Raw genomic sequence first — 14,626 nt, 5'->3', positions numbered from 1 at the left:
TCTGGACCAACTTGTATGCGCGACGGCGGCCACCCCATCTCTTCCCCTCCCTGCCCGCCACGGCTCCCCCTTCTCCGACTCCTCTTCCCCACCGGAGGCCCCAGTGGACCATGCACCAGGCATACCCAGACCTCGCGGACGGCGAATCACCCTGTGGTCCGCCGCCACGGCACTGGCCCTCTCCGTGGCGGGCCTCACCGCAGCCGCCGGCCCGGCCTCCGCGGCGGACGTCAACAACGTCAAGAACGCCGGTTTCGAGTCGGGCCTGTCCAACTGGACGTGCACGGCGGCCAGCGGCACGACCGTCTCCTCACCGGTGCACTCCGGCACCTCGGCGCTGAAGGCGACCCCGGCCGGCCAGGACAACGCCCAGTGCACCCAGACGGTCGCGGTCAAGGCCAACTCGACGTACACGCTGAGCGCATGGGTGCAGGGCGGCTACTCCTACCTGGGCGTGACGGGCACCGGCACGACGGACGTGTCCACATGGACGCCGGACACCTCCGCCTGGAAGCAACTGTCCACGACCTTCACCACGGGCCCGTCCACGACATCCGTCACGATCTACACGCACGGCTGGTACGGCCAGGCGCCCTACTACGCCGACGACGTCTCGGTCTACGGCCCCGACGGCGGCGGAGGCGGCGACCCGACCCCGACGGTCCCGGCGGCTCCCACCGGCGTGACGGTCTCCGGTACGACGTCCTCCTCCGTCTCGCTGTCCTGGTCCCCGGTGTCGGGCGCGACGGGCTACAACGTCTACCGCGACGGCACGAAGGTGACGGCGGTGACGGGAACGTCGGCGACCGTGACCGGCCTGACCGCCGCCACGTCGTACACCTTCCAGGTGACGGCGACGAACACGGCGGGCGAGTCGGCCAAGTCGGCGCCGGTGACGGCCACGACGGCCGCGACCGGCGGCGGGGGTGGTGGGGGTGCGCTGCCCAGGCACGCGGTGACCGGCTACTGGCAGAACTTCAACAACGGCGCGAGGGTCCAGAAGCTCTCCGACGTCCCCTCCTCCTACGACATCATCGCGGTGGCCTTCGCGGACGCCACCTCGACGCCCGGAGCGGTGACCTTCAACCTGGACTCCTCCGGCCTCGGCGGCTACACGGTGGACCAGTTCAAGGCGGACATCAAGGCCAAGCAGGCGGCGGGCAAGAAGGTCATCGTCTCGATCGGCGGCCAGAACGGCACGGTGTCGGTGAGCGACTCGGCGTCGGCGACGAACTTCGCGAACTCGGTCTACTCGCTGATGCAGACGTACGGCTTCGACGGCGTGGACATCGACCTGGAGAACGGCCTCAACGCGACGTACATGACCCAGGCGCTGCGCGCCCTGTCCGCGAAGGCGGGCTCGTCCCTGATCATCACGATGGCCCCGCAGACGATCGACATGCAGTCGACGTCGAACGCGTACTTCCAGACCGCGCTCAACGTGAAGGACATCCTCACGGTCGTCAACATGCAGTACTACAACAGCGGTTCCATGCTGGGCTGCGACGGCAAGGTCTACAGCCAGGGCTCGGTGGACTTCCTCACCGCCCTCGCCTGCATCCAGCTCCAGGGCGGCCTCTCCCCCTCCCAGGTGGGCCTCGGCCTCCCGGCCTCGACCAGCGCGGCGGGCAGCGGCTACGTATCACCCACGGTGGTGAACAACGCCCTTGACTGCCTGACGGCCGGCACCAACTGCGGCACCTTCAAGCCGTCCAAGACCTATCCCGACCTCCGGGGCGCGATGACCTGGTCGACGAACTGGGACGCTTCGGCGGGGAACGCGTGGTCGAACGCGGTGGGAGCGCACGTGCACGCGCTGCCGTGACACGGGTTCCACATGGTGACGACGCCCGGGCCCGCAGCGGCCCGGGCGTCGTCGCACATGCACACAGGCGACAATCCAGTGCCCCGGACACCGGGTTGCGGCGATCATGGACCGGTCACCGTCACTCACGACCGTTGAGGAAGCGCCCGCCATGCCCGTACCCGCCGACCCGACGGTCCTCCACCCCATGCCCGAGCAGCCGCGGGTGGTGCTGCTCAAACCGCTGGTCAGGTCCCCGCTGATCGAGGTCGGCGAGTACTCCTACTACGACGACCCGGACGACCCGACCGCGTTCGAGACCCGCAACGTGCTCTACCACTACGGCCCCGAGAAGCTGATCATCGGCAAGTTCTGCGCGCTGGGCACGGGGGTGCGGTTCATCATGAACGGCGCCAACCACCGCATGGACGGCCCCTCGACCTTTCCCTTCCCCACCATGGGCGGTTCCTGGGCCGACCACTTCGACCTGCTCACCGGCCTGCCCAACCGCGGGGACACCGTCGTCGGCAACGACGTCTGGTTCGGCCACGGCGCCACGGTGATGCCCGGCGCACGGATCGGCCACGGCGCGATCATCGCCACTGGCGCGGTGGTCACCACCGACGTACCCGACTACGGCATCGTCGGCGGCAACCCGGCCCGCCTCATCCGCACCCGCTACGACGACCGGGACATCGCCCGCCTGCTGGCGGTGGCCTGGTGGGACTGGCCGGCGGAACACATCACCGAGCACGTGCGAACGATCATGTCGGGCACCATCGACGACCTGGAGGCCGCCGCCCGGGACGTCCCCCGCGGTTGAGTCGTCAACGCCCTGAAGGAGACCCCTCCCACCAGCTCCGTCTGACCTGGTTCACCCGCTCGTGATGGTCGTCGATCCAGTTCTCCTCCGGATCGATGCCGAACATCGCGGTGAGGCGGTCGGGGTCGTGGACCGTCACGGCCAGGGAGCGGTCCTCGAACATGTGCAGCATGAGCGTCAGTCCGCGCTCGTTCCCGATGCTGAGGTCACGCCCCGGCGCCAGCTCGATCAAGCCGCCCTGCCAGTCGTCGAGATCCTGCGGGAAGAGGTGGACGTCCAGGCGTGCGTCGAGAAAGCTCGTGGAGAGCAACACGTCGGCCCTGAGGGTCTCACCGACGGGTTGGGACGGGCCGGTCACGCGCACGACGCACAAGCTGCCGTCCGCGTCCTCCAGACGGACCAGGTCCACCGGGCCCGGACCGGCTTCGGTCACTCGGCGTCCTTGGCGTCCTTGGAGTCCTCGGCGTCCTCGAAGTACGCGTCCAGTACCGCGTCCAGCTGCTCGTCCCACTCCTTGAAGCGCGCCCGGGCCGCCGCCTCGATCTCGATCGGGTACCAGCGGCGGTCCGGGGTGTGGACGGTGATCGTGTAGCGCTTGCCGAAGCGGGGGGACTCCGTCTCGACCGCCGCGATCTCGTCCCAGCGGAACTCGCAGGACTCCTCGTCCAGCCGGAGACGGACGCCCTTGCGGTCGGCCACGATCTTCGCCCGCCGGTCGGAGGCCTCGAAGACCGGGCCGCCGTCCGGACCGTCGTCCGGGCCGCCGTCGTCCGCAGACGCCGCGGCTTCCTCGGTCACCTGGGTCACCTCGGACGCCTCGGACGCCCCGGCGGCCTCAGGCCCCGTCGCGTCCTCCGGCTCCACCGACTCCGGCTCCGCGCCCGCCGGCTCCTCCGACCTGGCCGGTGCCGGGCCCGTGATTCCGGGGATGAACGCCGGGTCGAAACCGGCGCCCGTCACGGGCTCGACCTTCAACGGCTCGGCCTCGGACGGCTTGCTGCTCGCTCCTATGCGCTGCTCCACGGCGGCAGTATGGACGACTTACCTGTGCCGGAACCAGTCAGCCCGCCCATCCCCGGTTTCACTCACGTCACGTTCACACGAACATGCTCACCGCCGCCGCCACCGCGAACCCCGCCACCGACAGCACCGACTCCAGGACCGTCCACGTGCGCAGCGTGTCCCGTTCGCTGATGCCGAAGTACTTGGCCACCATCCAGAAGCCGCCGTCGTTGACGTGCGAGGCGAAGATGGAGCCAGCCGAGATGGCCATGATGACCAGGGCCACGAAGGCCTGGGAGTGGTGGCCCTCCGAGAGCAGGGGCGCCACGATGCCCGCCGTCGTCACGATCGCCACCGTCGCCGAGCCCTGGGCCACCCGCAGGACCAGGGAGATGAGATACGACAGCACGATCACCGGCAGACCTACGCCGTTGAAGGTGTCCGACAGGGCCTGGGCCACCCCGCTCGCCTTCAGCACAGCGCCGAAGATCCCGCCCGCGCCGACCACCAGCAGGATGTTGCCGACCGGCTTGAGCGAGAAAGTCGACACCGCCTCCAGGGACTTGCGGGACCAGCCACGCCGGATCCCCAGCAGGTAGTACGCGAGCAGCAGGGCCAGGCTCAGGGCCACGAACGGGCTGCCGAAGAACTCCAGGACCGAGCGCGTGGGAGAGGGGTCCAGGGCGATCGAGGAGAACGTCGCGGCGAGGATCAGGATCAGGGGCGTGCCGATGATGCCCAGAACCGTGCCGAGCGGTACGGGCCTCTCCTGCGGCTCCACGCCCTGGGCGCGCTGTTCGGCCACGACCGCCTGCTTCGCCTCCTCCGCCGCCTCGACCATGTCCTGCGGTACGGCGACGAAGATGCGCTTGCCGATCCAGGCGGAGTACGCCCAGGCGGCCAGTACGGCCGGGATGCCGCAGACGATGCCCATGAGGATGACCCAGCCGAGCTGGACGTGCAGGAGGCCCGCGGCGGCGACCGGGCCGGGGTGCGGCGGCAGGAAGGCGTGGGTCATGGAGAGGCCGGCCAGCAGGGGCAGGCAGTACAGGAGGATCGACTTGCCGCCGCGCCTGGCCGCCGCGTAGACGAGCGGGGCCAGGACGAAGATGCCCACGTCGAAGAAGACGGGGATGCCGAAGATCAGGCCCGTCAGGCCCATCGCCAGGGGCGCTCGGCGTTCGCCGAACAGGCCCAGCAGGCGGCCCGCGAGGACCTCCGCGCCGCCGCTGACCTCCAGGATCGCGCCGAGCATCGTGCCGAGGCCGATGATGATCGCGACGTGGCCGAGGATGCCGCCCATGCCGGACTCGATGGTGGAGACGGCGTCGGAACGCTGGACCGTGCCGAAGAGTTCGGTGACCGACAGGCCGGCCAGCAGGCCCACGGTTATGGAGACGGCCAGAAGGGCCACGAAGGGCTGCAGCCGGACCTTGATGATCAGGAACAGCAGCAGGGCTATGCCGAGGCCTGCGACGGTGAGGAGGCCGGGGGTGCCGTCGAGGAGGAGGAGCAGGCCTCCGGTGTGGGGTGGGGCGGCGGGGGCTGTGGCAGCCAGGGGGAGGGACATACGGGGGTCCTCTGCATAAGTACATGGTGCTTTCGGGCAGGGGGGATCGCGGCACGGCGGCCCGGGGGTGGGGGCCGCCGTGCCGTGACGGCGGTGCGGAGGGTGAGGGGACGTCAGTCGGCCGTCAGCCGAGGACGGCGAGCGCGTCGATCTCGATGAGGAGGCCGGCCGGGAGACCGACGTAGACGGTGGTCCGGGCGGCGGGCGGCTGGGTGAGGCCCTGCTCCTCGAAGTAGGCGTTGTAGATCTCGTTCATCTCGGCGAAGTGGTCCACGTCCGTCAGATAGACGCGGATCATCATCACGTCGTCCCAGCTCGCGCCGCCCTCTTCGAGGATCGCCTTGACGTTGGCGAGGGTCTGGAGGGTCTGCTCGCGCAGGGTGGGACCGGCCGGCGTCGGGGGCTTGCCCTCCTCGGCGGGCAGGAAGCCGACCTGGCCGGCGACCTGGAGGATGTTGCCCTTCCGCACGCCGTGGGAGAACTTGGCGGGCGGGGTGGTGTGGGTCTTCGGGGTGAGGGCGGTCTTCTCGGTCATGCACGGTCCTCGTCTGTCATTCGGGGTCACCTACTGGCGTTCTTCCGGAGTACTCGCCGCTGATCGCGTCCGCGGTGCGGCGGACCTGCGGGAGCAGGGTGAGGAGTTCCTCGGCGGTGACGACCACGTTCGGAGCGGACACCGACATCGCGGCGACCACACGGCCGTCGGCGCCGCGGATGGGGGCGGCGACGCAGTTGATGGACTCCTCGTGACCACCGAGGTCGGCGGCCCAGCCCTGTTCGCGTACCTTCTCCAACTCCCGCAGGAAGGCGGGGGCGTTGGGGGTGGAACGGGGCGTGTACAGGGGGTAGTCGAGCTTGTCCGCGAGGGCGCGGCGCTCGGGTTCGGGCAGGTCGGCGAGGAGCAGTTTGGCGACGGCCGCCACGGTGATGGCGACGGGCTTGCCGATCCGCGAGTACATGCGGACCGGGTAGCGGCTGTCCACCTTGTCGATGTAGAGGACCTCGCCCTCCTCGTACACGGCGAGGTGCACGGTGTGCCCGCAGGCCTCGTTCAGCCGCATGAGGTGGGGGTGGGCGATCTCGCGGATGTCGAGGTTCTCCATCGCCTCCTGGGCGAGGGCGAAGAGACGGGCGCCGAGGCGGTAGCGCTGGTCGGACTGGCGGTAGACCAGGCCGTGCTCGTGCAGGGTGCGCAGGAGGCGGAGTGCCGTGGATTTGTGGACGCCGAGCCGGTCGGCGACCCGGCCGAGGTCGGCCGGGCCCTCCGCCAGGAGCGGCAGGATGCTCAGGGCGCGGTCTACGGTCTGGCTCATGGGGTGTTCGCCTCCTGTGTGGCCCGCTCGGCCTGCGTCCAGCCGGGGGCGAGTCGAAGTCTCCCCCATGCGGTGTCGTCCAGGGCGGTCAGGCGGTCGGCGTGGTCCCGGGCGGGGGGTGTGGCCAGGTCGCCGGGGACGGTGAGGCCTGCCGCGGCGAAGAGGTGACCGAGCCGGAGGCGCGCCCTCAGCGGGAGGTCGCGGAGGGTCCCGGAGAGAAAGCCGGCGGCGAAGGCGTCCCCGGCGCCGGTGGTCGCCACGACGTCCACGTGGAGGGCGGGTTCGAAGGTGGGCGGGGTCGCGGTGCGCCGGCACCGTTCGAACGCCGTCGCGCCCTTCTCGCCCTGCTTCACCACCAGCACCCCCGGCTCCGGAAGCGCCGCTCGGATCGCCTCCGGGCCGCCGGTGATGCCCCAGGCCTCCTCCGCCTCGTCCTCGCCGACGAAGACGATGTCCGCCCGGCGGGCCAGGTGCAGCAGCGTCAGCGGGCCCTCGGGGGTGGGCCACAGGGCCGGGCGGTGGTTCACGTCGAAGGACAGCAACGGGCGCCCCGGGCGGGCCTCCGTCAGCGTCCGCATCAGGGCTCCGCACTCCCGGGACAGCGCAGCCGTGATACCGGACAGATGCAGAACCCGCCCCGCCCGTACGGCCGGCAGATCCACGTTGGTCACCGACATCGCCGACGCCGCCGAGCCCGCCCGGTAGTACGCGACCTCGTGCACGCCCGTTCCCCGGTCGACGGCCGTGCGGAAGTAGACGCCGGTGGGGCGGGCCGGGTCACGGGATACGGACGTGACGTCGACGCCGTACCCGGCGATGCGCTCCACCAGGTGGTCGCCGAAGCCGTCCGCGCCGACCCGGCCGACCCAGCGGGCGGTGTGCCCGGCGGCGGCCAGCGCGCAGGCCACGTTGGACTCGGCCCCGCCGATGGCACGGTCGAAGGAGGGCACGTCCGCGAGGCGGCCCGGCCGGCTGGGCAGGAAGGTGACCATGGACTCGCCGAGCGCCACGACGTCCACCAACGGAACCGTGTCGTGCGCAACGGTCGAGACGTAAGCAGCGTCGTTGATGATGACTCCTGTCCGATACCCGGGCGACGGTTTCCGTTGACCCGATGTCGGCGAGATGCTAGACACCAGTTGGCAATACATGCAATGGCCGTTGCAACTCCTGCAACGACTGAGAGAGGGGCTCCATGAGCAGCAGCGAAGCGCTCGCCCGGCTGGCCGAGGAACGCGTCGACCACCGCTTCAAGGGCCTCCCGCCGGACGCCGACGGCCTCACGGTCGGCGAGCTGGCCGCCCAGCGCCGCAAGCTCTTCGCAGCGGCAGGCGCAGGCGGCGGCTTCACCACGCCCCTCCTCGTCCTCTCCGCCGAGCGGCTCGCGCACAACCTGGCGCTCATGGAGACGTATGCCGCCCGGCACGGCCTCGCCTTCGCCCCGCACGGCAAGACCTCCATGGCCCCGCAGCTCTTCCACCGCCAGATCGAGCACGGCGCCTGGGGCATCACGCTGGCGGTGCCCCACCAGGTGCGCGTCGCCCGGGCGTTCGGCATCCAGCGGGTCTTCCTCGCCAACGAGCTGGTCGACGCCCCGGCGCTGGGGTGGATCGCCGCCGAACTCGCCGCCGACCCGGACTTCCGGTTCGTCTGCTACGTCGACTCGGTGCACGGCGTCGAGCTGATGGACGCGGCGCTCAACGGCTGCGCGCGGCCCCTGGACGTCGTCGTCGAGCTGGGCGCCGGAGACGGCGCACGGACCGGCGTGCGCACGGAGGCCGAGGCCCGCGCCGTGGCCGAGGCGGTGGCCCGAACCCGGACGCTGCGGCTCGTGGGGGTCGCCGGGTACGAGGGCGAGGTCCCGCAGGCCGATCCGGAGCGGGTGCGGTCGTACTTGCGGCGGCTGGTGGCGCTCGCCGCCGACCTCGACGGGACCGGCCTCCTCAAGGACGCGGGGGAGATCGTGGTGAGCGCGGGCGGCAGCGCCTGGTTCGACGCGGTGGCCGAGGTGTTCGCCGAGATCCCCGAGCTCTCCCTGCCGGTGCTGAAGCTGCTGCGCTCGGGGGCGTACGTCTCGCACGACGACGGGCACTACCGCAGGCTCACGCCCTTCACCCGCGTTCCCGAGGAGGGGGCCCTGGAGCCCGCCTTCCGGCTGTGGGCGCAGGTCGTCTCCCGGCCCACCCCCGAGCAGGCCTTCGCCAACGCGGGCAAACGCGACGCGGCCTACGACCTGGACCTGCCCACCGCCCAGGTGGTACGCCGGAACGGTGCCGAGCGCCCGGCCGACGGGATCACCGTGACCGGCCTGTCCGACCAGCACGCCTGGCTGCGCACGGAACCCGGTGCGGACGTCCGGGTCGGCGACTGGATCGGGCTCGGTCTGTCCCATCCGTGCACGTCGTTCGACAAGTGGCAGCTGATCCCGGTGGCCGAGGCCGACGGGACGGTCGTCGAATACATCCGCACCTTCTTCTAGACGACATCAGGGACATCAGGAGGCCTGGCATGGAGGACCTGGTCATCCGGGACGCCGACGTCGTGGACGGCAGCGGCGAACCGTCGTACCGGGCCGATGTGGTGATCGACGGCGGCCGGATCGTGTCGATCGTCAAGGAGGCCGCCGCGGCGGGCTGCCAGCGCCCGCGCGCCATGCGGGAGCTGGACGCGGAGGGCCTGGTCCTCTCCCCCGGCTTCATCGACATGCACGCCCACTCCGACCTCGCCCTGCTCCGCGACCTCGACCACAGCGCGAAGGCGGCGCAGGGGGTCACGCTGGAGGTCCTCGGGCAGGACGGGCTGTCGTACGCGCCCGTCGACGACCGCACGCTTCAGGAGGTGCGGCGGGCGATCACCGGGTGGAACGGGTACGGCGACGACATCGACTTCGACTGGCGGTCGGTCGGCGAGTACCTGGACCGGCTCGACCGGGGCATCGCCGTCAACGCCGCCTATCTCATCCCCCAGGGCACGGTCCGCGCGCTCGCCGTCGGCTGGGAGGACCGCCCGGCGACCCCCGAAGAGCTGGACCGGATGCGGCGGTTGGTCGCGGAGGGGATGGAGCAGGGCGCGGTCGGGCTGTCCTCCGGGCTGACCTACACGCCCGGCATGTACGCCCCCGACGCGGAACTGACCGAGCTGTGCCGGGTGGTGGCGTCGTACGGCGGCTACTACTGCCCGCACCACCGCTCCTACGGCGCCGGCGCTCTTGAGGCGTACGCCGAGATGGTCGCCCTGGCGCGGGAGGCCGGGTGTCCGCTGCATCTGGCCCACGCGACGATGAACTTCGGCGTGAACGAGGGCCGGGCGCCGGAGCTGCTGGCCCTGCTGGACGAGGCGCTGGACGCCGGTGCCGACATCTCGCTGGACACCTATCCCTACACGCCCGGCTGCACCACCCTGGCCGCGCTGCTGCCGAGCTGGGCGAGCGAGGGCGGCCCCGAGGAGGTCCTGGCGCGGCTCACCGACCCGGCGACGGCCGCGCGGATCCGGCACGACCTGGAGGTGACCGGCTCGGACGGCTGTCACGGCGTGCCGGTGGAGTGGGAGACGATCGAGATCTCCGGCGTCACCGACGCGGTCGGCGACCCCGCGCTCGGCGACCTGGTGGGCCGTACCGTCCGGGAGGCGGCCGGGCTGCGCGGCGAGACCCCGTGGGACACCGCCCGCCGGCTGCTGGTCGAGGACCGGCTCGGTACGACGATCCTGCAGCACGTCGGCCACGAGGACAACGTCCGCACGATCATGCGGCACCGCACCCACACCGGTGGCTCCGACGGCATCCTGCGGGGCGACAAGCCGCATCCGCGCGCCTACGGCACCTTCCCGCGCTATCTCGGCCACTACGTACGCGAATTGGGGATCCTGTCGCTGGAGGAATGCGTCGCCCACCTCACGTCCCGGCCCGCGGCCCGGCTGCGGCTGCCGGACCGGGGGCTGGTGCGCGAGGGCTACCGGGCCGACCTGGTGCTGTTCGACCCGCGGACGGTGGCGCCCGGCGCGACCTTCGCCGAGCCCCGCACGCTGCCGACCGGTATCCCGTACGTCCTGGTCGACGGGCGGTTCGTCATCGAGGACGGGAAGCGGACGGACGTGCTCGCGGGCCGGTCCGTCCGCCGTACGGCCTAGGGCTTCGGCAGGGTGCAGCCGGCCGCGCCGAGGTTCAGCTTGTTGCCCGTGGTGAAGCAGGCGGGGATCTGGTAGGTCTCCTCGGCGTAGTTGATGCCCTGGTGGATGGTGACGTCGCCGCTCTCGTCCACCTCGCACGGGTTGTTCTCCGTGCAGGTCTCGCCGTCCTCGTTGCCGGTGTTGTTGACGGCGACGACCTTGCCAGTGGAGGTGTCGATCACCGGGGAGCCCGAGGTACCGCCGATGGTGTTGCAGGAGGAGGTGTAGCGGACCGAGTCCTTCCAGGTCCAGTCGCCCTCCTTCAGCCGGTACACGAACCCGTCGATGCTGCAGCTGTAGGTCCGCTTCCAGTAGCCGGAGACGACCTTGATGGCGGAGCCGGCGGTGGGGTGGGTGTCGTTCACGGTGAGCGGGCTGATCCCGTACGCGCTCTTGATCTGCGCGTAGGTGGTGGTCAGCCGGTAGATCGTGACGTCCGTGTCCGTCATGGTCGAGTAGACGACCTGGTTGGCGCGCAGGGTGGCGACCCTGCTGCCGGAGGCGTTCAGCAGGCCGAAGGAGCGACTGGAGGACTGTCCGGTGATGACCTCGCCGGGGTCCGGGAAGCCGGTCTCCAGGCAGTGGCCGTTGGTCAGCACGAGCGCGGGGTCGCTGTCGGCCGAGTCGGGGAAGCGGATGACGGAGCCGGAGCAGTTGCTGAGCGCGACGGTACCGGCGAAGTTGACGGTCACCGCGGCGGGCTTGGCGGCGGGCTCTGCGGTGTGCGGTGCGGCGACCGCGGGGGTGGCGCCGAGGCCGGCTATGGCCAGGGAGGAGAGTGCGGCAAGGAGAGGCTTGTTCATGTGGGGGTCCCCTCTGACGACTTGGGCGACCGGAGTGTTCCGGCCGCCCGCTCGTTTGTCATGCACATCTTCAGCACATCAAGGGGACGGGAACAAGAAGCGGGGTCAGGTCGTAGGGGTTTCCCTGTGCGGAGAGGCCAATGCAACTCCCCCGTAACCCTGGCGACTTGGAGGCTGGCTCCGGCTACTTCCCGGCGGGCTTCGGCTTGGTGATGACGACGCCGAACAGAGCCAGGCCCTTGATGACGACACGTGAGGCACACGGCCGCCCCACTCCGCGGGCCCCACACCTGCGGAACACGCCGAGGGTGAAACGCGAGGTGGGCGCCCGGTCCACCACCAGGGAGTCCCTGTGCCCGGGCTCGGGCAGCCCACGTGAGGCGACCGCCGGCTCGCGGAGCGTCCGGGCGCCGTGGACGCGGTCGAGCCGCTCGTCCAGCTCACCCAGCGCCAGGCGGCCGCCCGCAGACCACGGTTGGCTGAAAAAGTGCGCAGCCCGTCTTCAGCCGTCCGCCGCCCTGCCGTCCGCCGACGCCGGACACAGTGCGGGCCGCGCCCACGGCACCAGCGGGATACGGAAGACCTGCCGGACACACAGGCCGACGCGCACGCGGAAGGCGACGTCGGCCATGAGGGAGCCGCACCCCGGCACACACAGGCCGTCGCGCACACCGCAGGCATCGACATCGGCCGTGGCGGAAGCGCGCGCACGGCATCAGCGGGATGCGGAAGCCTGCCGGACACACGGGCCGACGTACACGCGGGAGGCGTCGACGTCGGCCTAGGCGGAGGGCCGTCAGCGGTCAGCGTGGGCGCTTGGTGGCGCCGTGGCCGTGACCCCGGCCGCTGGGGAAGGCGGACGTGGAGGTGGGCGGGTCCGCCGTGGTCGCGGTGGGCGTGGGGGCGCCGGCCGTCGCGGAGGTCGTGGCGGGGGCCGAGCCGGCCGGGCCGGTGCTCGCCTTCCCCTGGGACGGGGAGGCGGACGAGCGGGACGGCGAGGCCGAGGAGGCGCCGGGGGCGGTCGTCGAGGCGGCCGAGGAGCCGGCGTCCGTACGGGGGCTCGCGGTGGCGGAGTCGCCGACGACGGCGTGTGTGCCGCCGTCCGGACCGGGCCCGTCCGAGGCGGGGGAACCCGAGCCGCCCGCCACGGCCGCGATCACCGCGACCGCGCCGGCCACACCCAGCGCCCCGGCGACGGCCACGACCCGGCGGCGGCCCCCCGTGCGCCGCTCGGCGCGCCGCCGAGCGGCCCGCCCCTCGCCGGTCCGGGACATGCCGATCGGCTCGGCCGGTTCGTTCGCCCCCGTCGGCTCGGCCGGCTCCGCCGCCCCGGTCGGCTCGCTCGGCGCGGCCTGTGCGGGCAGCTCGCGGGTCTCGTCGTAGGCGCTGGTCCAGCCGTGGGCGGCGGCGGGGTCGGCGTACTCGTCGTAGGCCGGAGCGGAGTCCGCCTGGGGGAGGTACACGTTCGGCGAGGCCGACGGCGCGTGACCGGCGTCGGGCAGTGCCGCCTGCCCCGTCTCGGTGTCGTACACATGCGGAGTCTGCTCGATCACATGCGGCGTCTGCTCGACCGGCTGCGCGTACGACACGTTCGGCGGCACCCGGGGCGATTCACCCGGTCCGCGTCTGTCGTCCGTCCCCGTCTCTCCGTGCATCCCGCCCCACTCCGCCTCGCTGTGCACACAAGCCACCCATTCGGGCCCACCCCCTGACAACCCCGCCGTACCGGCCCGACCCGGCGGAGCGGCACAGCATTCTAGGGACGCAAGTGGCCCCTGAGACAGCCATCGGCGATATCCGGGCAAATCGCCGTGTCTCACGTGGCGGAAAACACGACTCATGAGGCATGTGCGCGCCGTAAGCTCACGACATGCAGGTGATCCAGTCGACCAAGCTCGCCAACGTCTGTTACGAGATCCGGGGCCCGGTTCTCGAAGAGGCCATGCGGCTTGAGGCGGCGGGACACCGCATCCTCAAGCTCAACACCGGCAACCCTGCCGCCTTCGGCTTCGAGTGCCCCCCGGAGATCCTGGAGGACGTCCTCCGCAACGTCTCCACCGCACACGGCTACGGCGACGCCAAGGGCCTGCTGGCGGCCCGCCGTGCCGTCGTCATGCACAACCAGACCATCGGCATCGAGACGGACGTCGAGCACGTCTTCATCGGCAACGGCGTCTCCGAGCTGATCGTGATGGCGATGCAGGGGCTTCTCGACGACGGCGACGAGGTCCTCGTACCGGCCCCGGACTACCCGCTGTGGACGGCGGCCGTCTCCCTCTCCGGCGGTACGGCGGTGCACTATCGCTGCGACGAGCAGTCCGACTGGATGCCCGACCTCGCCGACGTCGAGCGCAAGGTCACCGACCGCACCAAGGCCATCGTCATCATCAACCCCAACAACCCCACGGGCGCGGTGTACGACGAGGCGATGCTGAAGGGCCTGACCGACATCGCCCGCCGGCACAACCTGCTGGTCTGCTCCGACGAGATCTACGACAAGATCCTCTACGACGGCGCCACGCACACCCCGACCGCGAAGATCGCCCCCGACCTGCTCACCCTCACCTTCAACGGCATGTCGAAGGCGTACCGGGTGGCCGGCTACCGGGTCGGCTGGATGTCGATCTCCGGCCCGCGCGCCCACGCCGACTCCTACATCGAGGGCCTGACGATCCTGGCGAACATGCGGTTGTGCGCCAACATGCCGGGACAGCACGGGGTGGTCGCCGCGCTCAGCGGACGGCAGTCGATCAACGACCTGGTGCTGCCGGGCGGGCGGCTGAAGGAGCAGCTGGACACGGCGTACGAGCTGCTGACGCAGATCCCGGGCGTGAGCTGCGTCCGCCCGAAGGGCGCGCTGTATCTCTTCCCGCGCCTCGACCCCCAGGTCTTCAAGATCAAGGACGACCGGCAGATGGTCCTGGACCTGCTGCGCCAGGAGAAGATCATGGTCGTCCAGGGCACGGGTTTCAACTGGCCCGAGCCGGATCACTTCCGGGTGGTGACCCTGCCGTCGGTCGGCGATCTCCGGGACGCGGTCGGCCGGATCGGGAACTTCCTGGACGGATACAGCCAGCCGTAGGCGACGGGTGCAGCCGGCCGTAGTCGGTGGACGTCATTCCGTGACCCGACTCAACTTTAGAC

14 protein-coding genes are annotated in these 14,626 nt (G+C 71.1%); 5 read left to right on the top strand and 9 right to left on the bottom strand.

Translation table 11 applies throughout. The annotated features are described in order from the left end of the window. Window positions 1–103: 103 nt before the first annotated feature. Window positions 104–1,825: a chitinase gene (locus tag ACQPXS_RS29180; RefSeq protein WP_433452220.1), complete on the top strand. Its 1,722-nt coding sequence runs from the start codon at window positions 104–106 to the stop codon at window positions 1,823–1,825. A 151-nt stretch (window positions 1,826–1,976) separates the two neighbouring features. Continuing rightward, complete coding sequence (locus ACQPXS_RS29175; protein WP_433452218.1) at window positions 1,977–2,627, top strand: CatB-related O-acetyltransferase; 651 nt, start codon at window positions 1,977–1,979, stop codon at window positions 2,625–2,627. A gap of 4 nt (window positions 2,628–2,631) precedes the next feature. Here ACQPXS_RS29175 and ACQPXS_RS29170 read toward each other — a convergent pair whose 3' ends face one another. From ACQPXS_RS29170 to ACQPXS_RS29145, 6 genes are all read right to left on the bottom strand, one after another. Then, window positions 2,632–3,060: a DUF5959 family protein gene (locus ACQPXS_RS29170; protein ID WP_433452217.1), complete on the bottom strand. Its 429-nt coding sequence runs from the start codon at window positions 3,058–3,060 to the stop codon at window positions 2,632–2,634. Further along, window positions 3,057–3,650, bottom strand: coding sequence for a hypothetical protein (locus ACQPXS_RS29165; RefSeq protein WP_433452215.1), 594 nt, complete (start codon window positions 3,648–3,650; stop codon window positions 3,057–3,059). Before ACQPXS_RS29165 ends, ACQPXS_RS29170 begins: the two co-directional genes overlap by 4 nt. 73 nt (window positions 3,651–3,723) lie before the next feature. Beyond that, window positions 3,724–5,199, bottom strand: coding sequence for a GntP family permease (locus tag ACQPXS_RS29160; protein WP_433452213.1), 1,476 nt, complete (start codon window positions 5,197–5,199; stop codon window positions 3,724–3,726). A gap of 124 nt (window positions 5,200–5,323) precedes the next feature. Next, the gene (locus ACQPXS_RS29155; RefSeq protein ID WP_351799047.1) at window positions 5,324–5,734 is read right to left on the bottom strand and encodes a RidA family protein; all 411 of its coding nucleotides are present in this window, start codon (window positions 5,732–5,734) and stop codon (window positions 5,324–5,326) included. A 16-nt stretch (window positions 5,735–5,750) separates the two neighbouring features. Then, window positions 5,751–6,512: an IclR family transcriptional regulator gene (locus ACQPXS_RS29150; RefSeq protein ID WP_433452211.1), complete on the bottom strand. Its 762-nt coding sequence runs from the start codon at window positions 6,510–6,512 to the stop codon at window positions 5,751–5,753. After that, entirely contained in the window at window positions 6,509–7,531 is a 1,023-nt protein-coding gene (locus ACQPXS_RS29145) for a sugar kinase (RefSeq protein WP_433452210.1), read from the bottom strand. Before ACQPXS_RS29145 ends, ACQPXS_RS29150 begins: the two co-directional genes overlap by 4 nt. A 176-nt stretch (window positions 7,532–7,707) precedes the next feature. Here ACQPXS_RS29145 and ACQPXS_RS29140 point away from each other — a divergent pair, with 176 nt between their 5' ends. After that, on the top strand, window positions 7,708–8,991 hold the full coding sequence (locus ACQPXS_RS29140) for an amino acid deaminase (protein WP_433452208.1): 1,284 nt from the start codon (window positions 7,708–7,710) through the stop codon (window positions 8,989–8,991). Between the two features lie 29 nt (window positions 8,992–9,020). Beyond that, window positions 9,021–10,640, top strand: coding sequence for an N-acyl-D-amino-acid deacylase family protein (locus tag ACQPXS_RS29135; RefSeq protein ID WP_433452207.1), 1,620 nt, complete (start codon window positions 9,021–9,023; stop codon window positions 10,638–10,640). On the opposite strand, the gene ACQPXS_RS29130 is transcribed toward ACQPXS_RS29135, so the two are convergent. The 3 genes from ACQPXS_RS29130 to ACQPXS_RS29120 all read right to left on the bottom strand — a co-directional run bounded on the left by ACQPXS_RS29130 (window position 10,637) and on the right by ACQPXS_RS29120 (window position 13,071). Further along, window positions 10,637–11,482: a trypsin-like serine peptidase gene (locus tag ACQPXS_RS29130; protein ID WP_433452206.1), complete on the bottom strand. Its 846-nt coding sequence runs from the start codon at window positions 11,480–11,482 to the stop codon at window positions 10,637–10,639. The two genes, ACQPXS_RS29135 and ACQPXS_RS29130, sit on opposite strands and share 4 nt — an antisense overlap. A 502-nt stretch (window positions 11,483–11,984) precedes the next feature. After that, entirely contained in the window at window positions 11,985–12,113 is a 129-nt protein-coding gene (locus ACQPXS_RS29125; protein WP_433452205.1) for a hypothetical protein, read from the bottom strand. A gap of 172 nt (window positions 12,114–12,285) precedes the next feature. Next, the gene (locus tag ACQPXS_RS29120; RefSeq protein WP_433452204.1) at window positions 12,286–13,071 is read right to left on the bottom strand and encodes a hypothetical protein; all 786 of its coding nucleotides are present in this window, start codon (window positions 13,069–13,071) and stop codon (window positions 12,286–12,288) included. A gap of 281 nt (window positions 13,072–13,352) precedes the next feature. On the opposite strand from ACQPXS_RS29120, the gene ACQPXS_RS29115 reads away from it, so the two are divergent. Next, window positions 13,353–14,564 (top strand): pyridoxal phosphate-dependent aminotransferase, encoded by a 1,212-nt coding sequence (locus ACQPXS_RS29115; RefSeq protein WP_351799027.1) that lies wholly within the window; start codon window positions 13,353–13,355, stop codon window positions 14,562–14,564. Window positions 14,565–14,626 lie beyond the last annotated feature (62 nt).

This window comes from Streptomyces sp. CA-142005 (genome assembly GCF_050942335.1).
Classification (GTDB): Bacteria; Actinomycetota; Actinomycetes; order Streptomycetales; family Streptomycetaceae; genus Streptomyces.
Note: the sequence above shows the minus strand (reverse complement) of the source record. Positions and strands in the feature narration are given on the sequence as shown.